This window comes from Komagataeibacter diospyri, from assembly GCF_006538165.1.
In the GTDB taxonomy this organism is placed as follows: domain Bacteria; phylum Pseudomonadota; class Alphaproteobacteria; order Acetobacterales; family Acetobacteraceae; genus Komagataeibacter; species Komagataeibacter diospyri.
In genome coordinates this window covers 61,162-84,674 of sequence record NZ_BDLU01000028.1, presented here as the reverse complement: position 1 = coordinate 84,674, position 23,513 = coordinate 61,162, and the positions used below count along the sequence as shown (strand labels likewise).

Sequence of the window (23,513 nt, the reverse complement as noted above, 5' to 3'; positions counted from 1 at the left end):
CCGAAAGGTTGCGCATGTCATGCGGCGCGCGCACCCGGTCAAGCTGGGGGTAACGCCCAAGGGTCGGAATCGCGGGCGGGGTCTTGGTGTCGGTCATGTCACTCAGTTCCTGCGCTCGACCACGTAGTGGACCAGATCGCGCAGGCGATCAGCCTCGGGGCCAAAAATATCGATATGGGATTCGGCCTGTTCCGCCACGCGCCGGGCCTCCTTCGCCGCACCGTCCACGCCCAGCAGGGCGACATAGGTGGACTTGCCGGCGGCCTCGTCCTTGCCCGCGGTCTTGCCCAGTTCCTCGGCGCTTGCGGTGGCGTCCAGCACGTCATCGGCAATCTGGAAGGCGGCGCCAAGGTCGCGCCCATAGGCGGAAATGCGCTTGCGCACGTCATCGCTGGCCTGGCCCAGGATGGCCCCGGCTTCTGCCGAATAACGGATCAGGCAACCGGTTTTCAGCGCATGCAGGCGGGCGACTTCTTCCAGCGACAGCGCGCGGCCTTCGCCTTCCATGTCGATCATCTGGCCACCGACCATGCCTGCCGCACCGGACGCATCGGCCAGTGCGCGGACAAGGTTGATGCGCACGTCCGCGCTGTCATGCGTCAGCGGGCTGGCAAGGATGTCGAACGACATGGTCTGCAGCGCGTCACCGGCAAGGATGGCTGTCGCCTCGTCAAACTTGCGGTGGGTGGAGGGCTGGCCACGGCGCAGGTCGTCATCGTCCATTGCGGGCAGGTCGTCATGCACCAGCGAGTAGGCGTGCAGCATCTCGACCGAGGCCGCGACACGGTCGGCCGCTTCCGCGCCAGCCCTGAACAGGCTGGCGACTTCGGCCACCAGATAGCCGCGCAGGCGCTTGCCGCCTCCCAGTGTTGCATAGCGCATGGCGTCGATCAGGCGGGCCTCGCCTCCTTCAACGCGGGGGAGGAGACGGTCGATCATTCCCTCGATCGCCCTGGCGCGCGCGGACATGGATGCACGCAGACGGACCATGCGATCCGTACCGTCTGTTTGGGACGAGGTTGCTGTTGTTTGGCTCATCTGGTGCATCAATCCATCGGTTTTGCATCCAGCGCGCCATCCGCACGCTGGACAATCGCCTGAACGCGGGCCTCGGCCTCGTCCAGTTTTTTCTGGCAGTACTGTCGCAGGGCGGCACCACGTTCATAGGACGTAATCGCGTCCTCCAGCCTGAGCTGGCCGACCTCGAGCTGCCGCACGATGGCTTCAAGTTCGGCCAGTGCGTCCTCGAAGGAAAGGTTGGTCAGGTCGTCGGTCATCTGCTGGTGGTGCTTCCTGAAATAACTTGGCTGGCGCAGGCATTACATCCTTGGGGGGCATCCTGCCAAGGGGACAACTGGTTTTACGCTATTTTGGCACCTATGCGGGGTGCGTGGTGCCTGTGGGCGTCGTGTCGGGATCGGGCCTGCGGCGGATGACAAAGGACAGCGTGCCCCCTTCTTCCCCGAATGCGATCAGGGCATGACCCGTTTCGCGGCAGAAAGCCTGAAAATCCGCAACGGACGCCCGATCGGTCGCAATCACGCGCAGCCGCGCGCCCGGCGGCAGGCCGCGCAGCATGCGGTTGGCCTTGAGCACGGGCAGGGGACATGTCAGGCCGCGCGCGTCTAGCAGGATCTCACTCATGGATGGCCATGTCTCCTTGGTGGTGGGCAGCTATGCTTGTGCATCAGGGTTTGCTGTTGCGTGCAGGTACGATCATAAAAGAAAATGCGCCACTGATAAAACCTGATGAAAGAAAGACTCTGGATGGCCACCTATCGTATTGGAATTGATTTTGGGGGCACCAAGATCGAAATCGCAGCCCTGGCAAAAGATGGGGCCGAACGCGTGCGTCGGCGCATTTCCAACCCCGGCAACTATCCCGCCGCCATCGGGGCCATGTGCGAACTGATCCATGGGGTGGACCAGGAGCTGGGCGGTACCGGCACGGTGGGAATCGGCATTCCCGGTTCCATCAGCCCCGATACGGGCGTCATCAAGAATGCGAATGCGACGTGGCTGAACAACCAGCCGCTGATCCGTGACATGACGGCGGCACTGGGCCGCGATGTCCGGATCGAGAACGACGCGAACTGTTTTGCCCTGTCTGAAGCGATCGACGGCGCGGGTGCCGACCATCACAGCGTGTTTGGCGTGATTATTGGCACCGGCATGGGGGCCGGGATCGTGATCGACAGGAAACTGCTGATCGGCCACAATCATATTGCCGGTGAATGGGGCCATGTGCCGCTACCGTGGCCAAGGCTTGAGGAATTTCCCATGCCCAAATGTTTCTGCGGGAACGAAGGGTGCATGGAACGATTCCTCAGCGGTTCGGCGCTGGCGCAGGACTGGAAAGGGCCAGGCCACCGAAGCGCGGCCCACATCGAACAGGAAGCCGAGGCAGGCGACCTGACCGCCATCGGTGCGCTGGACCGTTACATGGACCGCATGGCGCGCGCCTGCGCCATGGCGATCAACTTTATGGATCCCGACGTGATCGTGCTGGGTGGCGGGGTGTCCAATCTTGAATCGATCTATGAACGCGTGCCGCGCCTGATGCGCCGCTACGTCATCACTCCCAACTGCACCACGCCGATCGTGCGCAACCGCCATGGTGACAGTTCGGGCGTGCGCGGGGCGGCATGGCTGTGGGACGACCATCACGTTGACTGACCCCACGGGGCCAGTCGGCGCGGCCTGTGGTCAGCCTTCGTCGCTGTCCAGGCCGCGGAAGCCCGTGGCCACTACGTAAAGCTCGCTCGATTCCTTGCGGCTGGCCGGGGGCTTGGCGTGGCGGACCTGCGTGAACATGCGTTTGAGATCTGCCAGCATCTGCTTTTCCGATCCGCCTTGGAACACCTTGGCTACGAACGTGCCATCAGGGGCAAGGATGCGGGTGGCGAAATCCAGCGCCAGTTCTGCCAGCCCGATAATACGCAGATGATCGGTTGGCGCATGGCCGGTCGTGTTAGGGGCCATGTCCGACATCACGACATCCGCGCGCCCGCCCAGCAGGCCGGTCAGGCGGTCGGGCATGTCGGGGTCATTGAAATCCCCTTCGATAATGGTGGCGCCCGGCACCGGGTCGACCGGCAGCAGGTCGACGCCGACCACTTCAGCTGCTCCGCGCTTGACCGCGACCTGCGTCCAGCCACCGGGGGCAGCGCCCAGGTCAACCACCCGCGCGCCCGGCTTTATCATGTGGAAGCGGTCATCAAGTTCGATCAGCTTGAATGCTGCGCGGGAACGCCAGCCCTGTTTCTGGGCAGCCTGCACATACGGGTCGTTAAGCTGGCGCTGCAGCCAGCGGTGCTGGGCAGTGGTGCGGCCGCGCGCCTTCTTGACCGTGATGGTCTTGGTGCGGTTGGCCTGTGCGGCGCGTCCGTCCGTGCTGCTGTCACCGGTGCCGGGTGTCAGACTGCTGGTACGGGCCTTGCCCGGTATGCGGGTAGAAGAACGCTGTTTCATGACGGGACGCGGTCAGGTAATGACCCGGTGCTCCATACGATTATGCAGGGGGAAGGAAGGCGGCGGGGCGGAAAGGCCGCCATGTCGCCTGCGGTCCCCAATCATGCGTAAAAGCAGTCCGTCACGCAATCCCCGGTCGGCCACCGTGACTTCGGCCATGGGCCATGTGGTGACGATGGCTTCGAATATGGCGCAGCCGGGCAGCATGTAGCGCGCGCGCTCCGTGCCGATCAGGGGAGTGCGCGCAAGCCCGTCCATGCCTGACCGGCGCAGGCTGTCCACCAGGGCCAGCGCATGGGGCACCGACAGGCTGCTGCCATCAATCCCGGCACGTTCGTAGCGGTCCTGTCCCTGTGCCAGGCTGGCCAGTGTGGTAACGGTGCCGCTGGTGCCCAGCAGCATGACATTGTCGCGCGCGATTTCACGGGTAATGCAGTGTATGTCATCAAACCCGCTCAGCATGTCGCTGATTTCACTGACCACGGCGCGATAGCCGCGGTCGGTAAAGATATCCGCCCCGTGGCGTTCGCCCACGGTCATGATTCCGGTTGGCAGGCTGACATAGCCCGACAGGTCATGCCGTCCGGCAGCGCGGTCGATTCGCGCCCATGCGATTTCGGTTGATCCCCCGCCGATGTCGAACAGCAGTCCGCGCCCGGTGGCGTGGTGGTGGGTCTGTAGCAGGGAATTGCAGGCCGCAAGCGCCAGTTCGGCTTCCTCTCGTGCGGAAATGACTGAAATGTCCAGCCCGGTTTCGTGCAGGACGCGGGCAATGAAATCCATGCCGTTACCCGCGCGGCGGCAGGCCTCGGTCGCGATGGCGCGGTGGCTGTGCAGGTCATACAGCCCCATGCGCGCGACACAGGTGCGCAGGGCGCTGATGGTGCGTTCCATTGCGGCTTCGGCCAGTTGTCCGGAATGGTGCAGCCCTTCGCCCAGGCGTACGGCGCGACTGAAGCTGTCGATGACACGCAGGCCCTGTTCCCCCGCGCGGGCGACCAGCAGGCGGCAGTTATGGGTACCAAGATCAATGGCGGCATAAAGCGGTGCACGCAGGGCACGGCGATTCATCGCGGATGCAAGGGGAGGGATGTTCCCCTGCCGGCGTGTCTTTGCGCTGAGCGTCTGCTGGACCATGTTCATCCAAACCCGTTGACGGCCAAGGTATTACCTATTGTGTTAAGTGTTCTGCGTGAAACGCAAGTCAAAAGAGAAAAATCGCAAAAAAGACAATGTGGGGGTTGCGCCCCAAACGGCTGGCGGCTATATGCCTGATCACCGCAGCGCATCGCGCCGCTTTCTCCTTGCTGGGGGATAGTTTAGCGGTAGAACTACCGGCTCTGACCCGGTCAGCCCTGGTTCGAATCCAGGTCCCCCAGCCACTATTTCCCATAAATATTCAAAATTATTTGTGGAGCCAGTTCATATTCTGGTTCCTGTGCAGGGCACCTTCATACGGTGTCCCGTTTTGTATGCGCGCAGGTCAGGTTATGGGGTGGCCGCTTTTTGGATTGTGGATGCCTGGCGGGACTGGTCCCGGATACATGTTGGGGACACAGGTTGAATGGCGGTGCGGGGCACCCTTGCTGTCCTCATATTCCGTTCACATTTCATCTGGCTGGAGTGCGTGGTTGTGTGAGTAGCCGGAATTTCATGGCCTGATCATGCCATGGGCGGGCGGGCATTTTTTACGACAGATGGCGTCGTGGCCAATGCGCGAGAGACGTGCATTAGCCTCCCGCGCGCATCCGCCCGGTCAGGCGGCCAGGCCGCCATCCGTTGTCAGGGCAGAGCCGGTGATGAAGCTGGCTGCGGGGCTGGCGAGGAATGAGACGACGGAGGCGATATCGCTGACCTTGCCGTATTCCTTGTGGCACATGAAGCTGCGCAGCATGTCGGCGGCGGTGCCGGTGGCGGGGTTCATGTCCGTGTCGATCGGGCCGGGCTGGACCACATTGATGGTGATCCCGCGCGGGCCAAGGTCACGCGCCGCCCCACGGGCAAAACCGTTCAGCGCCGATTTGGACGCCGAATACAGTGAAATGCCGGGGAAGGGGGAGCGGTCGGCAAAGGTCGAGCCGATCAGGATGATCCGGCCGCCCTGTGTCATGTGGCGCGCGGCCTCGATGGTTTCGATCATGACGGCACGGACATTCAGGCCCAGTACCGCATCGACCTGTTCGTCCGTCATTTCGGCCACGTCGCCATAGGGGTAGATGCCGGCATTGCACACCAGCGCGTCGATCCGGCCCATTTCCTTGACCACACGCTGGATGGCCGCGCGGTTGCCATTGCCTTCGCCATCGCAGCGGATGGCCATGCCCCGGCGGCCCAGCGCGTGGACCTCTTCAATCGTCTTCTGTGCCGCCTGTTCGTTGCGGGCGTATGAAATGGCGATGTCATAACCATCCTTCGCCAGTGATTTCGCAATGGCGGCGCCAATGCCGCGGCTGCCGCCGGTAATGTAGGCAACGCGTTGTGTCATTGTGTTTTCTCCTGTTTCCAACCTGTCTTTTCCCCACTACAGCACCGCGCGCATGGGGGAAAGCATGACCGGGCGTGCGAAGGGGCTTGATCGCGGGGTGCGGGTTGTCTATAGCCTGCCTGTTCGCGCGTCCGGGCCTGTAGGGCATGCCCGGCCGCAATGGAGTGTTTATGTCTGCCTCAAACGGCGGACAGAAACACGGGCACTAGACATTCAGGAGAAGAAAATGCCCAAGATGAAGACCAAGTCATCGGTCAAGAAGCGGTTCAAGATCACCGCCACCGGCAAGGTGCTGGCAGGTCCGGGTAACAAGCGCCATGGCCTGATCAACCGCTCGCAGAAGATGAAGCGCACGAACCGTGGTTCGCAGGTGCTGACGGAAATGGACGGCCGCACTGTGAAGCAGTGGGCTCCCTACGGTCTGGCATAAGGAGCACCTGAGATATGGCACGTGTGAAACGCGGCGTAACCACCCACGCCCGCCACAAGAAGGTTCTTGAACTCTCCAAGGGGTTCCGGGGCCGTTCCTCCACCAATTACCGCATCGCGCTGGAACGTCTGGAAAAGTCACTCCAGTACGCCTACCGCGATCGCCGCAACAAGAAGCGTGAATTCCGCGCCCTGTGGATTCAGCGCATCAATGCGGCCGTGCGTGAACATGGCCTGACCTACAGCCGTTTCATCAACGGTCTGGACAAGGCTGGCATCGAGATCGACCGCAAGGTCCTCGCCGCCATTGCTTTTGACGATGCAGCAACCTTCGCTGAAATCGTGAAGAAGGCGCAGGCCGCTCTGGCCTGAACCCTGTCCCACGCCCGCGTGGCGACAGGTCCACGAAACGGGTCGTCCCATCGGGCGGCCCGTTTTGTTTTTAATGCAATGCCCGTGCCGCACCCATTGCCGGTGGCGGGCACAATTTCATGCGCCGGGTCTGGCCCGCCGGTAGATATCCCTTTGCCAGCCCGCCCGACGTGAGCCTGTGCGAGGTGCTATGAGTGACGATCTCGAAACCCTGAGGGAACAGACAGTTCAGGCACTCGCTGCCGCGACCGACCAGCGCGAATGGGATGCTGTGCGCGTCGGCACGCTGGGCAAGTCGGGCAAGCTGACAGCACTTCTTAAGCAGCTCGGTCGCATGACACCGGATGAGCGGCGCACGCGGGGTGCGGCCCTGAACCGGCTACGCGACGAACTGACCCGCCTGATCGAGGCGCGTGGGCAGGAGCTTGAGGCGGCCGCACTGAACGCCCGCCTGGCTGCCGAGCGCGTGGACGTGACACTGCCCTGCGCGCCGGAAGCGGAAGGCGCGCTGCACCCCATCACCCGCACGATCGAGGAAATGGCCGCCATTTTCGGTGCGATGGGGTTCCAGATTGCCGAAGGTCCGGATATCGAAAGCGACTGGCACAACTTTTCGGCCCTGAATACGCCGTCCCACCACCCCGCCCGCACGGATCAGGACACGTTCTACCTGCCGCCCGAAGCCGAGGGCCAGCCGGAACGCGTGTTGCGTACCCAGACATCGGGCGTGCAGATCCGCACCATGCTGGGACATGAACCGCCCATCCGCATCATTGCCCCCGGACGCACCTATCGCGCGGATCATGATGCCACCCATTCGCCCATGTTCCATCAGTGTGAGGGACTGGTAATCGAAAAGGGAATCACGCTGGGCCATCTGAAAGGGTGCCTTTCGGATTTCCTGCGCGCGTTTTTCCAGATGCCGGACCTGCCGGTGCGCTTCCGCGCGTCCTATTTCCCCTTTACCGAACCGTCGATGGAAATTGACATCGGCTGGTCACGTAAAACCGGGCAGATCGGTGCGGGTGACGACTGGCTGGAAGTACTGGGTGCCGGCATGGTCCATCCCCGCGTGCTGGCCAATTGCGGGCTGGATGCACGGGAATGGCAGGGTTTTGCCTTTGGCATGGGGATCGAGCGTCTGACCATGCTGCGCCACGGCATTCCCGACCTGCGGTCGTTTTACGAAAGCGATGTCCGCTGGCTGCGCCATTACGGCACCAATCCCCTGTCTCCCGCCCTGCTGCACGAAGGTCTGTGATCGATGAAATTTTCCCTGTCATGGCTGCGCGCGCATCTTGAGACCACGGCGACGGTGGAAGAAATCTGCGCTACGCTGAATACTATCGGGCTGGAAGTCGAAGGTGCTGAAGATCCCGGCGCGTCCCTTGCGTCCTTCCGCACCGCCCGCATCATCGAAGCGGCCCAGCACCCCAATGCCGACCGCCTGCGCGTGTGCCAGGTCGATGCGGGCGAGGGGTTCGAACGCGTGCAGGTCGTCTGTGGCGCGCCGAATGCGCGTGCGGGCCTGCATGTGATTTTTGCCCCACCCGGCACCTTCATTCCCGCCAGCGGCATTACCATCAAGGCTGGTAAGCTGCGGGGCGAGGCCAGTGGCGGCATGTTGTGTTCGCTGCGTGAACTGGGACTGGGCGAGGAAACCGATGGCATTGCCGAACTGCCCGAAGGCACGGAACCGGGACAGTCCTATCCGCAGTTCGCCAGGCTGGATGATCCGGTCATCGATATCGCGATCACGCCCAACCGTGGCGACGCGCTGGCGGTGCGTGGCATTGCGCGTGACCTTGCCGCGGCGGGACTTGGCAAACTGAAACCGTGGCTTGCGGAAACGGTCGAAGGGCGTTTTGACACCCCCATCAACTGGCGCATCACGTTCCCCGAAGCCTGCCCGTGGGTGCTGGGGCGCGTCATTCGCGGCGTGAAGAACGGTCCCAGCCCGGAATGGTTGAAGCGGCGGCTGGAATCCGTGGGTCTGCGCCCGGTCTCGGCCCTGGTGGACATCACCAATTTCTTTGCCTTTGACCTTGGCCGTCCGCTGCACGTGTTCGACGTGGACAGGCTGATGGGCAATGAACTGACCATCTGCCGGGGGGCGGGCGAGACCTTTACCGCGCTGGATGGCAGCGAACACGTCATGACGCCCGATGACTGCGTGATTGCCGATGGGCGCGGCGTGCAGTCGCTGGCCGGCATCATGGGCGGGGCGGACAGCGGTGTCAGTGACGACACCACGGACGTGTTCGTGGAATGCGCGCTGTTTGATCCCGTGACCATCGCCCTGTCGGGGCGGCGGCACAACCTGCATTCCGATGCCCGCCAGCGGTTCGAGCGCGGCGTGGATCAGGCCCTGCCGCCCGCAGCACTGGAGGCCGCGACGCGCATGATCGTTGATCTGTGCGGCGGGGAAGCGGGCAGCGTGGTCTCCGCCGGGACGGAACCGGCATGGCAGCGGCAGGCGCATCTGGAATTCGCCCGTCTGGAAACGCTGGGCGGACTGGTGGAAGAACCTGACCATGCCGTGCATCTGCTTGAAGGCCTCGGCTTTAAGGTGCGCGAATGCGATGCGCGGCATGTAGTGGTCGATGTGCCCTCATGGCGCAATGACATCGCAACGCCCATGCTGCTGGACCAGCAGCCCGATCTGCCGTCCGCCCGCGCGCAGGCGGCTGCTGAAGGGGCAGCGGTGATTGATCCGGAAGTGGACCTGATCGAGGAAGTGCTGCGACTGCGCGGACTGGACAGCGTGCCTGCGGTGTCCCTGCCGGTGGGTAACGCCGTGCCGGTGCCGGCTTTCACCCCGCGCCAGAGTCGTGTCGCCAGCCTGCGTCGCCAGCTTGCCGCGCGCGGGTTGCTGGAAACGGTGGGCTTTTCGTTTGTTGCGCTGGACCAGGCAGCCGAATTTGGCGAAACGCCCACGGACCTGCACCTGCTCAACCCCATCGCGGCCGATCTGGACCAGATGCGGCCCACGCCGCTGGTCAACCTGCTGGCTGCGGTAAAGAGCAACGCGGCGCGTGGCTATCCCGATCTTGGCCTGTTTGAAGTTGGCCCCGGTTTTGGCCCAGACGGGCAGAAACTGGTGGCCGCCGGTATCCGTAGCGGTCATTCCACCCGTCTGCCCGGACAGGCGGCACAGCCGGTCGATCTGTGGCAGGCCAAGGCCGATGCGCTGGCAGGACTGGCCGCGGCAGGTGCGGCGATGGAAGGCCTGGGCATCACCGCGGATGCGCCGTCCTATTATCATCCGGGGCGTTCGGGCGTGATCCGGCAGGGGCCGAAGCTGGTGCTGGGCCATTTTGGGCAGTTGCATCCCGCCCTGCTGGCCGCGCGTGGCATCGATGTACCGGTCTGTGCGTTCACGCTATATCCCGATGCGGTGCCCGAACCCAAGCGCAAGCGCAAGGCGCCGCCCGCATTGTCGACCCTCCAGCCGCTCAGGCGTGATTTCGCATTTGTGGTGGCGACCGACATCCCTGCGGAAAAGCTGCTGAAGGCCATCAGGGGGGCCGAGCGCAACCTGATTGTGGCCGTCAGCCTGTTTGATGTTTATGAAGGCGACAAGATCCCGGCGGGGCACAAGTCGCTGGGCGTGGAGATAACCCTTCAGCCAATGGACAGGACCCTGACCGATGCGGAAATTGAAGCTGTCTGTGATCGGGTTGTCGCTGCCGCGCAGAAAAGCTGCAATGCCGTACTGCGTGGCTGATCGGTACCGGGTGCATGGCATCGGGCTGGGGACGGCACTTGTGCTGGGCCTGGCGTGCGGTCATGCCCATGCCACGGAAATCACCGGGGCCGGGTCCAGCTTTGGCGCGCCCATTTATGGGGCGTGGGGGGAAGAAGCCGCGCATGCGACGGATATCCGCCTGAATTACCAGACCATCGGGTCGGGTGCGGGGCAGAATCAGGTAAAGGCCCGCACGGTGGATTTCGGTGCATCCGACGCGCCGATGACAGCCGCGCAACTGACGCAATTCCACCTGATCCAGTTTCCAACGGTCATGGGGGCGATCGTGCCGGTGGTGAACCTGCCCGGTGTGGATACCAGTCACCTGCACCTGACGGGGGAACTGCTGGCGCGGCTGTATGCGGGGGACATCACCATGTGGAATGATCCCCGCATTATTGCGGAAAACCCGGATCTGTCCCTGCCTGCCATCCCGGTGGCCCCGGTGCGGCGCGCGGACGGATCGGGCACGACATTCGTGTTTACGTCCTATCTTGGCCGTGTTTCACCCCGATGGGCGAAGGAACAGGGCAGCGGGACATCCATCGAATGGCCGGTGGGCGAAGGCGCGCGGGGCAATGACGGCATCGCGGCTGCCGTGCGCAATACCGAAGGCAGCATCGGCTATCTGGAATATGCCTATGCGGCGGGCAACCACATGGCAATCGCCGAAATGCGCAATCGCCATGGCGATCTGGTCACCGCCGGACCGGACAGTTTCGCACAGGCCGTAACCACCGCACGCTGGGTGTCTGATGACAGTCATTCCGCTGATGTTCTGGATGGCGATGGTCCGGGCGCATGGCCTATCATGGCCGCGACCTATGCGCTGATCCCGGCCGACCGGGCTGACACGCCACAGGGCAGGGCGGTGCGCACGTTCTTTGACTGGAGCATGCAGCACGGCAATGATGCCGCCCTTGCGCTGCGTTATGTCCCGCTGCCGGATGATATCCGCGTCACCATACGCGACCTGCTTAAAACGCGCTGACATGATGGCGGAAAATGCTACGGCAGGTCATTGCCGTGGTATGGTTGCCTGTCAGGCAGATGGCCGGTTGCATTTGCGAAATACCCTGAAAGGGCAGGCAGAAGTTTTTTGATGACGCTTTCATTACTTCTTTAATTGATGGATCTGTCTGAAATGGTTCATGATGGGAAAAACTGACGTATATAGGTTCTGTTCCCTGTCGACATTATCGGCCCGGTCATCCGCTGGTCTGCATAACGGTGCGGGCAACCGGACTGCAATTTTCACAACAGGCATTTGCGCTGCCTGACACGACACGATAAGCCGGTCAGGCATGACTGACACTTCCCTTACGCACGCATCTTCCACGACGGTTCCATCCGGTCCCACCATCTGGATCATGGCGGGGGAGGCGAGTGGCGATGTGCTGGGCGGTCGCCTTATGGCGGCGCTGCGCATGCTGTGCCCGGGTGTGCGGTTTGCCGGAATTGGCGGGGAACGCATGCACGCACAGGGGCTGCATACGCTGTTTCCGTTGCGTGACCTGGCCGTCATGGGCTTGATGGAAGTGCTGCCCAAAATCCGGCATCTGTCCCGCAGGCTGGATCAGGCAGTGGCGGATATTACCAACCGGCGACCTGATCTGGTCATTACCATAGACAGTCCCGGTTTTACCCTGCGGCTGCTGCGCAGGATCGCGCCGCTGTCCATTCCGCGCCTGCATTACGTGGCGCCACAGGTCTGGGCGTGGCGTGAACACAGGGTGCGCGAATTCCCCGGCCTGTGGGAACGCATGCTGTGCCTGCTGCCGTTCGAGCCTGAATTCTTTGCCCGTCACGGGATCGAGGCGCGTTTTGTCGGCCACCCCGTCCTGCAGTCCGGTGCGGATGGTGGGTCTGGCCCCACCTTTCGCGCCCGCCACGGTATTGCCGCGGATGCGCCCGTGCTGGTGCTGATGCCCGGCAGTCGCCGGTCCGAAGCGCCGCGTCTGTTGCCGGTATTCGGGCGCATGCTGGCAATCCTGCAACAGCGGGTGCCCGGTATCGTGCCCGTGGTACCGGTTTCCCCGGTCATTGCGGATATCGTGCGCAGGGGGGTTGCGAAATGGCCGGTGCAGCCCGTTATCGTGACGGATGTGAATGACAAGCATGATGCATTTGCCGCAGCCGATGCGGCACTGACCAAATCGGGCACATCCACGCTGGAACTGGCCATCGCCAATGTGCCCATGGCGGTGACCTACCGCGTCAATCCGCTGACGGCCGCCATGGCGCGGCGGCTGATCCGGGTGCCATATGTGGCCATGGTCAACCTGCTGTCAGGCCACCGGCTGGTGCCTGAACTGCTGCAGGAACGCTGTACGCCTCAACTGCTGGCAAACACCGTTGAACGCCTGCTGGCGGATCAGCAGAGCCGTCGTTTGCAGCGCGCGGGGTTTGGTCATATCCGCGCCGCCCTGCGCGGGCCCGGAGCGGACCCGGCGTCTGCCGCAGCGGCCGAGATCATGGATTTACTGGGGGCTGGCCCGATGAAGGGACCGCAGGCGGGACAGCGCCCGGCGTAGCAGGGGCCGCGGCACCGGGGGGCAGGGGTTCGTTTTCCGTTATCAGGGCATGCAGTTCGGCACGCAGCATGAATATGCCCATGATGATGGTGCCCAGCACGGTAATCCCGATCCAGACCAGCTTGCTGATCTGCTCACGCTTTTCCTCGTCATTCACTACTGTTCTGTCAGGCTTTGCCATAGAGGGTCTCCGCCGCGACTTCCGGTTGGGTTGTTTCAACGATCCCTTCGGGGCGTAGCGCGTTATAGAAGCAGCTGCGTCGCCCCGTGTGGCAGGCAACGCCCTTCTGGTCCACCAGCAGCAGCACGGCGTCACGGTCGCAATCAAGGCGGGCGTCAACCAATGTCTGCACCTGTCCGGATGTTTCCCCCTTGCGCCACAGGCTACGGCGGCTGCGTGAATAATAGCACACATGGCCCGTGCGCAGCGTTTCATCCAGCGCGTCCGCGTTCATCCATGCCAGCATCAGCACCTCGCCACTGTCATGCTGCTGGGCAATGGCTGTGATCAGGCCGTCTTCATTGAACTTGACCCGGTCGATCATGGCCGCGCGAACGGTCTGGTCTGGGGGAATATGGGACATGTCTCTTTACAACCTTGAAAAAACGGGGTGGGCGTATTGCTATTCCGCCTTGGTGGGCAGGGTAAACCACCGGGGTACGTGCACGCGCAGCGCGTGCCCCCCTATGGTCAGGTTCGTATCGTTGATATGTTCGTTGCGGATCATCGCCATGCCCACCTTGTCGCGGGATGAGCGCATCTCCCCCACCGTGGCCGTACCGGACAGGATGAGCGTACCGGGGGCAGGCAGTTCATGGTGCGACGTTACCGGCAGCAGGTGACGGCGCACCAGTCCGCGGTAGCGGGTGCGTGCGGTCAGTTCCTGACCCATGTAGCACCCTTTGGTCCATGAAATGCCGTTCAGCTGGTCGAAATTGGCTTCCAGCAGCAGGGTCTTGCCACTTTCGCAGTCGCGTGCGCCGTCGGGCAGCCCGAGCGACAGGCGCAGATGGTCATAATCGGCATCATCCGCCGAAGGGCTGGCGACGGGATGCCCCATCAGGAACCGCCATCCCGCCTGCGGCAGGCGGGGGTCCGGGGCGGCCGGATAACCTTCGGGTGCAGTGAAGTCTTCCCCCCATGCGGCGTGGACGGCGTATCCGGTCTCACTGATCTCCACATCGGCGCGCAGGCGATAGCGCGACAGGCGCTGGCGCAGCATGTCGGCCTGGTCCGCGTCACAATCGACCAGCAGGCGCACGCCCTCGGGGTCAGCGAAAACAAAGAAATCAGCCAGCCATTTGCCCTGTGCCGACAGGAAAGCGGTCCACACGGCATGGCCGGGCGCGACTGCCGTCATGTCATTGGACACCAGCCCCTGCAGGAAGGAGACACGATCCGCACCCGATATGCTGAGTACGGCGCGATCGGGAAGATGAGCAATTCTGGCCATATGCGCAATCTGGCCATGCCTGTGCCCGCAGGCAAGGGGTAAAGAGAGGTTGGCACATAAGCAAAACCTGACTAGCACCGGGAAAATGCATATCCTGTTCATCACATCCACCCGGCTGGGGGACGCCATCCTGTCCACCGGGCTGCTGGACACCCTGCTGCGGCGTTACCCGCAGGCGGATTTCACCATTGCCTGCGGGCCGGTGGCGGCCGGGCTGTTCGCCCACATGCCGCGCCGCGTACGCACCATCGAAATGGTCAAGCAGCCATGGGACCGTCACTGGCTGGAACTGTGGCGGCAGTGCCGCGGCACGAAATGGGACCTGTGCGTGGACCTGCGCGGGTCGGTCGTCAGCTATTTCCTGCGCGTGGGCAAACGTCATGTCATGCGTGGCGGACGCAGGCCGGGGCGGCGCATTACCCACATCGGCAACCTGCTGGACCTTGATCCGGCACCCCTGCCGGTTGTGTGGACCAGTGCCGCCGAACGCGCGCAGGCGGCGGAAATGCTGCCTGACGGGCCGCACTGGATCGCCCTTGGTCCCACCGCCAACTGGGATGGCAAGATCTGGCCTGCCGAGCGGTTTGTCGCGGTGTTCAGGGCGCTTCATGAAGATGATCCATCCCTGCGTTCCGTCATCCTGTACGGACCGGGTCATGCCGAGCGCGAGCGTGCGCAGACCGTGCTGGAGCAGTTGCCCGGCGCGCTGGATACAGGCGGCAACCTGTCGGTAACACAGGTGGCGGCATTGCTGGGGCGGTGCCGACTGTTCATTGGCAATGATTCGGGCCTCATGCATCTTGCCGCGGCGTGCGGGATTCCCACGCTGGGCCTGTTCGGGCGCAGCCGGGCGTCGGAATACGCCCCATCCGGTCCGTGGGCACGGGTGGCCATGGCCCCCGGCCCGGTGGGCAATGCCCCGATGGAAGGGCTGGATGTGGCGCAGGTCGTCACCACCGCCAGGGCGCTGCTGCGCGACAGGTGGGGGACGAAAGGGTGAAAAACCCGAACTTTTTGCATTTCCACCATGCTTACGGCTGGCGGTGGAAAACGGGCCGGTCTATGTGATCGGACAGGCAGTATGGCCGATAATGGCGCAACCACCCCGACATGGTGGTTTGCCGTGCCGTTTCAGGGCGGATATGGTGGGGCCGACAATCACGACGCGCCGTGCGCATGGCGCCGCGCAAGCGAGCAGGGAACGACAGGAACGTGGCTGACGACATCTTCACGGAAGTCGATGAGGAAATCCGTGCCGAACGCATCCGGGCGCTGGCGCGCCGCTATCTGGTTGTCGCGGGCGCCGTGGTCGCGGTGGTGTGCATCGGAGCCGGGGGATGGCAGTATTCCGTCTCCCGCGCGCATAAGGCGGATGCGGCGGTCTCGGCAGCATATTTCACCGCGATGCAGGATACCGCCCGCGCGCCCGACAGCACAGGCATGGATGGAACGCTGACCGCGCGCCAGAAAACCGGACTGCAGGAACTCGCGGCGCTGGATGGTCGGGCACGGCCGCCGCTGCGCATCCTTGCCCGGATGGAACGCGCGGCCCTGCTGGCCAATAGCGGGAGCCTGCCTGCGGCCCTTGCTTTGTGGGACGGGGTAGCGCAGGAACACGCCACCGATCCGGTCATTGCCTCACTCGCCAGCCTGCTGTGGGTCCAGCACCAGATTGACAGCGGTGATCCCGCCACCCTGCGTTCACGTCTTGCGGTGCTGGATGGGGCAGGCCAGCCATGGCGCGCCCAGGCCATTGAGGCCGAGGCCATGCTTGACCTGCGCACCGGCAGGGAAGCGGATGCCCGTGCACGGCTGGAACGCCTGACCATGGACATGTCCGTAACCGACGGCGTGCGCAACCGCGCCGAAGCCATGCTGCAGACCATGGGGGCGGACGCAGGTGGCTAGCCCGACCCATGACACCCCCATGCCCACAGACAGGAAGACCATGAAACCAGCCCTGAGCCGCCGCCACGCGTTACTTGGTGCCGGGGCCGCGCTGCTGCCCGCCCTGGCTGCCTGTTCCAGTGCGCAGAAAAAGAAGCCGCTGCTGATCGGCCACCGTTCCGACGTGCTGCAGACCAAGGCCGGCCTGACCGTTGACCCCGATGAAACGCAGGTCGTGACCGTGCCTGCCCCCACGGCGCTGAACGCATGGCCGCAATCGGGCGTCAATCCCGACCATGTGGGCATGGACATTGCCTGGCGCGGGGCCATGCGGCATGAATGGACGCATGACATCGGTGCCGGCATTTCCGAACCGGAACCGCTGTATTACGTTGCTCTGGGCAATAGCGGGCGCGGCATTATCCAGGCGCCGCCAGTGGTCCAGAACGGTCGCATTTTCGTAATGGATGCACAGGGCGTGATCCGGGCCTATCGCTGGCCCGCCATGCACAAGCTGTGGGAATACAACCCCAAGCCGCGCAAGATGCGTTCGGACAATCTGGGCGGCGGGATCAGTGTTGATGGCGATACGCTGTATGTCGTTGACGGCATAGGCCAGGCGCTGGCTCTGGACGCCGCGACGGGCAAGCTGAAATGGCGCGTCAATATCCAGACCCCCGGCCGGTCCGCGCCCACCGTTGTCAATGGCCGCCTGTTCCTTGGCACCATTGATGAGCACCTGTACTGCCTTGATGCCGAAAATGGCAACGTGCTGTGGACATACGCCGCAACCGCCGCCGATACCGTCATATATGGCCAGCCTGCCCCGGCCGTGGCCGATGGCGTCGTGCTGGCCGGTTTCGGTTCGGGCGACCTTGTGGCGCTGCGTGCGGAAGGTGGTGAGGTAGTGTGGGCCGACACGCTGGGCAGCACCAACGGGCAGCAGGCGCTGATCGACTTTTCGTGCGTGCATGGCATGCCGGTCATCGCCGATGGCACGGCCTATGCCATAAGCACAGGTGCGGTGCTGGTGGCCATTGACATGCGTTCGGGCCGCAGGCTGTGGGAACGTGGCATTTCGGGGCAGAACACGCCGCTGGTGATCGGGGACTGGATCTTCATCATCTCCATGGACCAGCAGGTGGCCTGCCTTGACCGGCTTTCGGGTCATGTCCGCTGGATCACGCAACTGCGCCAGTACGAAAATTCTGACAAGCAGAAGCGCGGCATCGTATGGAACGGCCCGCTTCTGGCGGGGGGCAAGCTGGTGTTTGTTTCCAGCTTCCCCGAAAACGGGGTCGCCATCATCGATCCGGCGCAGGGGCATATCGAATCCCTGCACAAACTGCCCGGTCAGGTGACGACCGCGCCCATTGTGGTCGATAATCTGCTGTTGCTGCTGGACAATAACGGCTACCTTATCGCCTATAGTTAAAAAGAAAGTTGCCGCAGTGAGTTCATCTTTTCCATCCGCGCCAGTGGATGCGCTGCCGGTTGTCGTGATCGCGGGCAGGCCAAATGTCGGCAAGTCGACCATTTTCAACCGGCTGGTCGGTCGCAGGCAGGCGCTTGTGGCCGACACCCCCGGCGTAACCCGCGACCGTAAGGAAGGGCAGGCCACGGTCCGTGGCCGCGCCATTCGCATAATTGATACGGCGGGGCTGGAAGAAGCGGCTCCCGATACGCTGTACGGGCGTATGCGGGCATCTTCCGAATCCGCGGTGGCGGATGCGGACCTTGTGCTGTTCTGCATTGACGCGCGCAGCGGCCTGACGCCTGCGGATGAGCATTTCGCCAACTGGCTGCGTCGGCAGGGCCGTCCCGTGCTGCTGGTCGCCAACAAGGCGGAAGGGCGGCAGGGGGCTGCCGCCGCCATGGAAGCGTTCTCGCTGGGTCTTGGTACGCCACTGGCCATCTCTGCCGAGCATGGGGAAGGCGTGGCCGACCTCATGTCCGAAATCGCCGACCGCCTGCCCCCCACCGATCTGCCGCCCGTGCAGAAGGCCACGCGCCGCACCCGGCGTGAACAGGCGGAAGGCGAGGAGGAGGATGTCCGGCCCCCCGGTCCGCTGCGCCTTGCCATTGTCGGTCGTCCCAATGCGGGCAAGTCCACGCTGCTGAACCGCCTGCTGGGCGAAGAACGGATGATTACCGGCCCGGAACCGGGGCTTACGCGCGATTCCATTGCCGTCATGCTGCATGACGATCAGGGCCCGATCCAACTGGTTGATACCGCGGGCCTGCGCCGCAAGGCGCGGATTGACGAAACGCTGGAGAAGATGTCCGTTTCCGCCTCGATCGAGGCGCTGAAGATGGCGGAGGTCGTCATCCTCGTGCTTGATGCGACGCTGGGCGTGCATGAACAGGACCTGCAGATCGCCCGCCTGATCGAGCGTGAAGGCCGGTGCTGCGTACTGGCGCTGAACAAATGGGACGCGGTGGAGGACCGGGCCGCGACCCGGCAGGCCATCAAGGACCGTATCGAGACGTCGCTGGCACAGATGCGCGGCATACCCGTTGTCGCGTTTTCCGCCATGACCGGGGCAGGGATCAACAAGCTGCTGCCGACCGTGCGCCGGGCCTATGACATCTGGAACCGTCGTGTTGCGACCGGCGCGCTTAACCGGTGGTTCGAGATGATGATCGAACGGCATCCGCCACCGCTGGTTGATGGCCGCAGACTCAAGCTGCGCTACGTCACGCAGGCCAAGGCGCGCCCGCCCACGTTTATCGTGTTCGGCACCCGCACGGACCAGCTGCCTGAAGATTATCAGCGTTATCTGGTCAATGGCCTGCGTGAGACGTTTGACCTGCCCGGCACGCCGATCCGGCTGCTGCTGCGGGCATCAAGCAACCCCTACGCCAAAAGCTGACTATGATGATCCGGGCGGTTCTTCCGTCCGGATTTTCTGTTTTTGGTAGCCGTCATGGTAACCGCACAAATTATAGAAAGTTTTTGGTAAAGCTTTTTTCGGACAGCTCTGGAAAACGTTGCCCTTTTTCAAAACATCGCCATCCAAAAACTTTTATTTTCTAGTAGTTTTCAAGCGGGCATCGTGCTGTCTCGATAAAAGATAAGGAAAGACGGATCATGTCCCCGCGTATAACTGCCACGGATGCCCTGCTGATTATTGACATGCAGGTCGATTTCATGCCTGGCGGTTCCCTTGGCGTACCGGGGGCGGATAGGCTGCCCACCCTGATCAATCCGTTATGCGACCTGCCATTTGGCGTGATTGTCGCAACGCAGGACTGGCACCCGGCGGGGCATGTATCCTTTGTCGGGCAGGGAGGTCCATGGCCGGTGCATTGTGTGGCGGGCACGCCGGGGGCAGACCTTTTGCCCACATTGGCGCAGGCGCATATCGGCGTGGTGCTGCGCAAGGGACTGAATCCCGATATCGACAGCTATTCCGCATTTGAAGACAACGACCACGCCAGCCGCACCGGGTTGGATGACCTGCTGAAGGGCAGGGGGATTACCCGCGTATTCGTAGTGGGTGTGGCACTGGATTACTGCGTGGCAGCCACTGCACGCGACGCGGTCCGGGCAGGGTTTGCAACCTTCATCCTGCCCGATGCCTGCTGCGGCGTGCGGCAGGCCCCTGCGTCAGTGCTGGCCGCGCTGGGTATGGAAGGGGTGGATCAGGCGCGGGCGGCAGACGTGCTGGCAGATAACCACGATTGAACGATATGCTGAAAATCAAAAGTTTCTGGTGAAGATTTTTTCAAAAAGCATTCGAAGAATGCAGCCTTTTTTTTAAAAAAACAGGATCAGAAACGCACGTGATTTTTATCAATCGGTTATTCTCAAACAGGCTTCAGGTTATCCGATCACCAGCGAGATCATCATCGCGAATGCCAGTCCCAGCACGGCAATCAGGGTTTCGATCACCGACCATGTCTTTATGGTCTGACCAACCGACAGGCCAAGGTATTCCTTGATCTGCCAGAAACCTGCGTCATTCAGCGGCCCCAGCGCCACGGACCCTGCCCCGGTCACGATCACCATCAGTTCGGGGGACGCCGCATGGGTGCGCAGCAGAATCGGGCCAACAATACCGGCCGCCGTACTCATGGCCACAGTGGCGGACCCGGTTGCCACGCGCACCACCACCGCCAGCAGCCACGCCAGCACCAGCAGCGGCACATGCGCGCCCACCGCAAGGTCGGTAATGGCCGACGACACGCCGCTATCGACCAGTTCCTGACCAAAACCACCGCCCGCGCCGACCAGCAGCATGATCAGGGCGGTAGGGGCCAGGCAGTCATTGGTGAATTTCAGGATGGTTTCACGGCTGAACCCGCGGGCTGCGCCAAAGACCTGAAATGACAGCAGCGTCGCCAGTGCCAGCGCAATGTCGGTATTGCCGATGAAATGCAGCGCATTGTTCAGTGGCGTATGCGCTGTCGCCACCAGGTCCGCCATTGATCCCACCAGCATCAGGATGACGGGGGAAAGGATGGTCATGACCGTAATGCCGAAGCCAGGCATGTTTTCGGGCATGTCGTGGTTGACGAACTGTGCTTCCAGCGCAGACGGCAGGACAGGCCCGATCCGCCCGGCGATGAAGCGCGCGTAAATCGGCCCGGCAAGGGCCGCCACCGGCGTGCCGATCACGATCCCCCACAGGATCGCACGCCCGATATCCGCATGATAGGCCGACAGCGCCAGCAGTGTTGCGGGGTGGGGCGGGATCATGGCGTGCGTAACCGACAGCGCCGCACCCATGGGCAGCGCCAGCAGCAGCAATGGCGTATTGGTCCGCCGCGCCAGCGTGAAAGCCAGGGGGATGAGCAGGACGAACCCGACCTCGAAAAACACTGGCAGACCCACCAGCAGGCCGATCACCATCATGGCCCAACTGACGCGCTTTTTACCCGCAAGGCTGGTGATCGTGACCGCGATCCGGTCAGCCCCGCCCGATTCCGCCAGCATCTTGCCCAGCATGGTACCCAGCGCGATGACGGTCGCGACATGTCCCAGCACGCGTCCCGCACCGGCTTCGAACGATGCGATGGCCTTCTGTGGTGGCATGCCCGCTCCCAGCGCCAGCGCAAGCGAGACCGCGAACAGCACGATGAACGGATTGATCTTGAAGCGTGCGATCAGAACCACGACGGCTACGATCGCCAGCGACGCGAGGGAGAGGGCGAACAGGGATGACATTATGGTTTCTGTAATGAATTCATGCCCTATACAGGCCGGGGATGTGATTGAATGTCAACGCTGGAAGCTTTTTTTGCGCAATATTTGAACAAAAACACCCCATTTCCCTGATCTGATATTACACGAATGTGAGGGTGCCCGACCCCTCGGTGGGGGATGCGTATGCTGCTATCATGACCTTTTGCCCTATGGAGCACGTATATTGCCATGATTATCCTTTCAGACGAAACGGCAGACATCCCGACACCATCAGGCATGATGCGGATGCATGTTTTCCGTCCGGCCATTGCGGGACGCTTTCCCGGCATTGTCCTTTTTTCGGAAATCTACCAGGTGACGGGCCCCATCCGCAGGCTTGCGGCCATGATGGCGGGGCTGGGGCATGTGGTCTGCGTGCCTGAGGTCTATCATGAATATGAACCGGCGGGCACCGTTCTGGCCTATGACAAACCGGGTACTGACCGGGGCAATTTCCTGAAACACGAAAAACCGCTTGCGGCCTATGATCATGATGCGCGCGCGGCGCTGGACTGGCTGGAAACCTACCCGCACTGTACCGGTGCCATGGCCACGATGGGCGTGTGCCTTGGCGGGCATCTGGCGTTTCGTGCGGCCCTTGATCCGCGCGTAAGGGCGGCTGTGTGTTTCTATGCCACCGATATCCATGCCCACAGCCTTGGCCATGGGAAATGCGACGATACGCTTGTGCGCGTGGGCGAGATGAAGGGTGAGGCGTTTCTGGTCTGGGGGCGGCAGGACCCGCATGTGCCCTTTGCCGGTCGGCAGATGATCCGCGAGGCGCTGGAACATGCGGGCACCCGTTACGAATGGCATGAATTCAATGCCCAGCACGCATTCCTGCGTGATGAAGGGCATCGTTACGATTCCGCCCTGTTCCTGCAATGCATGGACATGGCCCGCACTTTTCTGGGCCGCACAATGCATCTTAACGCGTAAGCATACCCGTCAGCATGGCCAGTGCGATGACCAGGCCGGTTTCGCGGTTGAAGCGGAACAGGCGCAGGCACCCGGCCGGATCACGCGCGTCCAGGCGGCTGACCTGCCATGCCAGCAGCATGGCAGGCAGGGGCAGCGTCAGCCAGAACCCGTAACCCGTATGGGCAAGCCACCCTGCCGCCGCCAGTCCGGCAACCGTCAGCGCGTAGCATATGCCCACAAACAGCCGCGCATGCCCGGCCATCAGGCGCGACGTTGACCGCACGCCAATGCGGGCGTCATCTTCCATGTCCTGAAAGCCGTAGATCGTATCAAATCCAAGCTGCCAGACGATGGTGGCGGCATACAGCGCGAACAGGGCGGGTTCGATCCGGTCCGCCGCCGCAGTGTAGCCCAGCGGCGCGCCAAAGCCGAACGTGAACCCCATGACCAGCTGCGGCCACCATGTCACCCGTTTGGCGAGCGGGTACAGCCCGACAAGGATAAGCGAGGACGCGCCCAGCACCTGTGACAGGGTATTGAGGCTCATGAGGATATTGAACCCGATCAGCAGCAGGGCCGCGAGGAACAGCGCTGCCTCCCGCATCGACAGCGCGCCAGATGCCAGCGGGCGGCCTGCGGTGCGTGCGACCTGCCGGTCAATGTCACGGTCCCACATGTCATTGACCACACAGCCGGCACCACGCATCACGACGCTGCCGATACCGAACAGCACGATCAGGAAAATACGGTGCGCCACCGGCACGCCCGCCGGTAACAGGATACCCCACACGCCCGGCAGAAACAGCAGCCACGTGCCAATGGGCCGGTCCAGGCGCGCCAGCAGCGCATAGGGACGCAGGCGCACGGGCAGACGGCCGATCCAGCCATCCACCCGGATGTCTGTATGGGGTACAGGCTGGTCCACGGGGCAACTCCTTCGGGCTTGGCAGCGCCAGCGGGGCAGGGTTTGCCGATGACGGATCGCCCCGTGGCTGCTAATGGCGAAACAGATGGGCCGGAAGAC

24 protein-coding genes and 1 tRNA gene are annotated in these 23,513 nt (G+C 62.9%); 14 read left to right on the top strand and 11 right to left on the bottom strand.

Translation table 11 applies throughout. From position 1 onward, the window contains the following. Positions 1–102: 102 nt before the first annotated feature. The 3 genes from MSKU9_RS04945 to MSKU9_RS04935 form a co-directional block, all read right to left on the bottom strand. Positions 103–990, bottom strand: coding sequence for a polyprenyl synthetase family protein (locus MSKU9_RS04945; protein ID WP_141260216.1), 888 nt, complete (start codon positions 988–990; stop codon positions 103–105). Positions 991–1,046: 56 nt separating this feature from the next. After that, positions 1,047–1,277 carry an exodeoxyribonuclease VII small subunit gene (locus MSKU9_RS04940; protein WP_025438679.1) on the bottom strand — a complete coding sequence of 77 codons (231 nt, stop codon included), beginning with the start codon at positions 1,275–1,277 and terminating at the stop codon, positions 1,047–1,049. Positions 1,278–1,377: 100 nt separating this feature from the next. Beyond that, complete coding sequence (locus tag MSKU9_RS04935) at positions 1,378–1,644, bottom strand: sulfurtransferase TusA family protein (protein WP_141260215.1); 267 nt, start codon at positions 1,642–1,644, stop codon at positions 1,378–1,380. A gap of 123 nt (positions 1,645–1,767) precedes the next feature. Between MSKU9_RS04935 and MSKU9_RS04930 the strand changes: the two genes are divergently transcribed. Then, the gene (locus MSKU9_RS04930; RefSeq protein WP_141260213.1) at positions 1,768–2,676 is read left to right on the top strand and encodes an ROK family protein; all 909 of its coding nucleotides are present in this window, start codon (positions 1,768–1,770) and stop codon (positions 2,674–2,676) included. A 30-nt stretch (positions 2,677–2,706) separates the two neighbouring features. On the opposite strand, the gene MSKU9_RS04925 is transcribed toward MSKU9_RS04930, so the two are convergent. Continuing rightward, positions 2,707–3,471, bottom strand: a complete 765-nt coding sequence (locus MSKU9_RS04925) for an RlmE family RNA methyltransferase (RefSeq protein ID WP_141260212.1) — start codon at positions 3,469–3,471, stop codon at positions 2,707–2,709. A gap of 12 nt (positions 3,472–3,483) precedes the next feature. Further along, positions 3,484–4,614 (bottom strand): Ppx/GppA phosphatase family protein, encoded by a 1,131-nt coding sequence (locus MSKU9_RS04920; protein WP_141260210.1) that lies wholly within the window; start codon positions 4,612–4,614, stop codon positions 3,484–3,486. Between the two features lie 165 nt (positions 4,615–4,779). Here MSKU9_RS04920 and MSKU9_RS04915 point away from each other — a divergent pair. Next, a tRNA-Gln gene (locus tag MSKU9_RS04915) sits at positions 4,780–4,853 on the top strand. Positions 4,854–5,227: 374 nt separating this feature from the next. Here the strand turns inward: MSKU9_RS04915 and MSKU9_RS04910 are convergent. Next, positions 5,228–5,956, bottom strand: a complete 729-nt coding sequence (locus tag MSKU9_RS04910) for an SDR family oxidoreductase (protein WP_141260209.1) — start codon at positions 5,954–5,956, stop codon at positions 5,228–5,230. A 226-nt stretch (positions 5,957–6,182) separates the two neighbouring features. Between MSKU9_RS04910 and rpmI the strand changes: the two genes are divergently transcribed. The 6 genes from rpmI to lpxB all read left to right on the top strand — a co-directional run bounded on the left by rpmI (position 6,183) and on the right by lpxB (position 13,039). Next, positions 6,183–6,386 carry a 50S ribosomal protein L35 gene (rpmI, locus tag MSKU9_RS04905; protein ID WP_007400447.1) on the top strand — a complete coding sequence of 68 codons (204 nt, stop codon included), beginning with the start codon at positions 6,183–6,185 and terminating at the stop codon, positions 6,384–6,386. Between the two features lie 14 nt (positions 6,387–6,400). Beyond that, positions 6,401–6,757 (top strand): 50S ribosomal protein L20, encoded by a 357-nt coding sequence (gene rplT, locus MSKU9_RS04900; protein WP_010507784.1) that lies wholly within the window; start codon positions 6,401–6,403, stop codon positions 6,755–6,757. Positions 6,758–6,947: 190 nt separating this feature from the next. Beyond that, positions 6,948–8,018: a phenylalanine--tRNA ligase subunit alpha gene (gene pheS, locus MSKU9_RS04895; RefSeq protein WP_141260208.1), complete on the top strand. Its 1,071-nt coding sequence runs from the start codon at positions 6,948–6,950 to the stop codon at positions 8,016–8,018. A gap of 3 nt (positions 8,019–8,021) precedes the next feature. Next, positions 8,022–10,484, top strand: a complete 2,463-nt coding sequence (gene pheT / locus MSKU9_RS04890; RefSeq protein WP_141260207.1) for a phenylalanine--tRNA ligase subunit beta — start codon at positions 8,022–8,024, stop codon at positions 10,482–10,484. Beyond that, positions 10,465–11,496, top strand: coding sequence for a phosphate ABC transporter substrate-binding protein PstS (gene pstS, locus MSKU9_RS04885; RefSeq protein ID WP_141260225.1), 1,032 nt, complete (start codon positions 10,465–10,467; stop codon positions 11,494–11,496). Before pheT ends, pstS begins: the two co-directional genes overlap by 20 nt. 313 nt (positions 11,497–11,809) lie before the next feature. Next, a complete protein-coding gene (gene lpxB, locus MSKU9_RS04880; protein WP_141260205.1) occupies positions 11,810–13,039 on the top strand; it encodes a lipid-A-disaccharide synthase in 1,230 nt (409 codons plus the stop codon). Here the strand turns inward: lpxB and MSKU9_RS04875 are convergent. From MSKU9_RS04875 to ygfZ, 3 genes are read right to left on the bottom strand one after another with little or no spacing between them, the layout of a single operon-like run. After that, positions 12,978–13,220 carry a hypothetical protein gene (locus MSKU9_RS04875; protein WP_141260204.1) on the bottom strand — a complete coding sequence of 81 codons (243 nt, stop codon included), beginning with the start codon at positions 13,218–13,220 and terminating at the stop codon, positions 12,978–12,980. The two genes, lpxB and MSKU9_RS04875, sit on opposite strands and share 62 nt — an antisense overlap. Next, positions 13,207–13,623 carry a phosphoribosyl-AMP cyclohydrolase gene (hisI, locus tag MSKU9_RS04870; protein ID WP_141260203.1) on the bottom strand — a complete coding sequence of 139 codons (417 nt, stop codon included), beginning with the start codon at positions 13,621–13,623 and terminating at the stop codon, positions 13,207–13,209. The genes MSKU9_RS04875 and hisI overlap by 14 nt, the downstream gene beginning before the upstream one ends. A gap of 39 nt (positions 13,624–13,662) precedes the next feature. Then, entirely contained in the window at positions 13,663–14,493 is an 831-nt protein-coding gene (gene ygfZ, locus MSKU9_RS04865; RefSeq protein ID WP_141260201.1) for a CAF17-like 4Fe-4S cluster assembly/insertion protein YgfZ, read from the bottom strand. Positions 14,494–14,578: 85 nt separating this feature from the next. Here ygfZ and MSKU9_RS04860 point away from each other — a divergent pair, with 85 nt between their 5' ends. The 5 genes from MSKU9_RS04860 to MSKU9_RS04840 all read left to right on the top strand — a co-directional run bounded on the left by MSKU9_RS04860 (position 14,579) and on the right by MSKU9_RS04840 (position 20,068). After that, a complete protein-coding gene (locus tag MSKU9_RS04860; RefSeq protein WP_141260200.1) occupies positions 14,579–15,493 on the top strand; it encodes a glycosyltransferase family 9 protein in 915 nt (304 codons plus the stop codon). Between the two features lie 212 nt (positions 15,494–15,705). Continuing rightward, entirely contained in the window at positions 15,706–16,401 is a 696-nt protein-coding gene (locus MSKU9_RS04855) for a hypothetical protein (RefSeq protein WP_141260199.1), read from the top strand. Between the two features lie 40 nt (positions 16,402–16,441). Then, a complete protein-coding gene (locus MSKU9_RS04850; RefSeq protein WP_141260197.1) occupies positions 16,442–17,815 on the top strand; it encodes a PQQ-like beta-propeller repeat protein in 1,374 nt (457 codons plus the stop codon). 16 nt (positions 17,816–17,831) lie between these two features. After that, positions 17,832–19,253, top strand: coding sequence for a ribosome biogenesis GTPase Der (der, locus tag MSKU9_RS04845; RefSeq protein WP_141260196.1), 1,422 nt, complete (start codon positions 17,832–17,834; stop codon positions 19,251–19,253). A gap of 218 nt (positions 19,254–19,471) precedes the next feature. Continuing rightward, positions 19,472–20,068, top strand: a complete 597-nt coding sequence (locus tag MSKU9_RS04840; protein WP_141260195.1) for a nicotinamidase — start codon at positions 19,472–19,474, stop codon at positions 20,066–20,068. Between the two features lie 138 nt (positions 20,069–20,206). On the opposite strand, the gene MSKU9_RS04835 is transcribed toward MSKU9_RS04840, so the two are convergent. After that, positions 20,207–21,550, bottom strand: a complete 1,344-nt coding sequence (locus MSKU9_RS04835) for a GntT/GntP/DsdX family permease (RefSeq protein ID WP_141260194.1) — start codon at positions 21,548–21,550, stop codon at positions 20,207–20,209. Between the two features lie 207 nt (positions 21,551–21,757). Here MSKU9_RS04835 and MSKU9_RS04830 point away from each other — a divergent pair, with 207 nt between their 5' ends. Next, on the top strand, positions 21,758–22,507 hold the full coding sequence (locus tag MSKU9_RS04830; protein ID WP_141260193.1) for a dienelactone hydrolase family protein: 750 nt from the start codon (positions 21,758–21,760) through the stop codon (positions 22,505–22,507). Here the strand turns inward: MSKU9_RS04830 and ubiA are convergent. After that, positions 22,497–23,414 (bottom strand): 4-hydroxybenzoate octaprenyltransferase, encoded by a 918-nt coding sequence (ubiA, locus tag MSKU9_RS04825; protein ID WP_141260192.1) that lies wholly within the window; start codon positions 23,412–23,414, stop codon positions 22,497–22,499. The two genes, MSKU9_RS04830 and ubiA, sit on opposite strands and share 11 nt — an antisense overlap. Between the last annotated feature and the right edge of the window lie 99 nt (positions 23,415–23,513).

Bases quoted from the DNA above. Each gene is read 5' to 3' on its own strand.
- MSKU9_RS04945 (WP_141260216.1), bottom strand. From the start codon at position 990: ATGGTCCGTCTGCGTGCATCCATGTCCGCGCGCGCCAGGGCGATCGAG.
- MSKU9_RS04940 (WP_025438679.1), bottom strand. From the start codon at position 1,277: ATGACCGACGACCTGACCAACCTTTCCTTCGAGGACGCACTGGCCGAA.
- MSKU9_RS04935 (WP_141260215.1), bottom strand. From the start codon at position 1,644: ATGAGTGAGATCCTGCTAGACGCGCGCGGCCTGACATGTCCCCTGCCC.
- MSKU9_RS04930 (WP_141260213.1), top strand. From the start codon at position 1,768: ATGGCCACCTATCGTATTGGAATTGATTTTGGGGGCACCAAGATCGAA.
- MSKU9_RS04925 (WP_141260212.1), bottom strand. From the start codon at position 3,471: ATGAAACAGCGTTCTTCTACCCGCATACCGGGCAAGGCCCGTACCAGC.
- MSKU9_RS04920 (WP_141260210.1), bottom strand. From the start codon at position 4,614: ATGAACATGGTCCAGCAGACGCTCAGCGCAAAGACACGCCGGCAGGGG.
- MSKU9_RS04910 (WP_141260209.1), bottom strand. From the start codon at position 5,956: ATGACACAACGCGTTGCCTACATTACCGGCGGCAGCCGCGGCATTGGC.
- rpmI (WP_007400447.1), top strand. From the start codon at position 6,183: ATGCCCAAGATGAAGACCAAGTCATCGGTCAAGAAGCGGTTCAAGATC.
- rplT (WP_010507784.1), top strand. From the start codon at position 6,401: ATGGCACGTGTGAAACGCGGCGTAACCACCCACGCCCGCCACAAGAAG.
- pheS (WP_141260208.1), top strand. From the start codon at position 6,948: ATGAGTGACGATCTCGAAACCCTGAGGGAACAGACAGTTCAGGCACTC.
- pheT (WP_141260207.1), top strand. From the start codon at position 8,022: ATGAAATTTTCCCTGTCATGGCTGCGCGCGCATCTTGAGACCACGGCG.
- pstS (WP_141260225.1), top strand. From the start codon at position 10,465: ATGCCGTACTGCGTGGCTGATCGGTACCGGGTGCATGGCATCGGGCTG.
- lpxB (WP_141260205.1), top strand. From the start codon at position 11,810: ATGACTGACACTTCCCTTACGCACGCATCTTCCACGACGGTTCCATCC.
- MSKU9_RS04875 (WP_141260204.1), bottom strand. From the start codon at position 13,220: ATGGCAAAGCCTGACAGAACAGTAGTGAATGACGAGGAAAAGCGTGAG.
- hisI (WP_141260203.1), bottom strand. From the start codon at position 13,623: ATGTCCCATATTCCCCCAGACCAGACCGTTCGCGCGGCCATGATCGAC.
- ygfZ (WP_141260201.1), bottom strand. From the start codon at position 14,493: ATGGCCAGAATTGCTCATCTTCCCGATCGCGCCGTACTCAGCATATCG.
- MSKU9_RS04860 (WP_141260200.1), top strand. From the start codon at position 14,579: ATGCATATCCTGTTCATCACATCCACCCGGCTGGGGGACGCCATCCTG.
- MSKU9_RS04850 (WP_141260197.1), top strand. From the start codon at position 16,442: ATGAAACCAGCCCTGAGCCGCCGCCACGCGTTACTTGGTGCCGGGGCC.
- MSKU9_RS04840 (WP_141260195.1), top strand. From the start codon at position 19,472: ATGTCCCCGCGTATAACTGCCACGGATGCCCTGCTGATTATTGACATG.
- MSKU9_RS04835 (WP_141260194.1), bottom strand. From the start codon at position 21,550: ATGTCATCCCTGTTCGCCCTCTCCCTCGCGTCGCTGGCGATCGTAGCC.
- MSKU9_RS04830 (WP_141260193.1), top strand. From the start codon at position 21,758: ATGATTATCCTTTCAGACGAAACGGCAGACATCCCGACACCATCAGGC.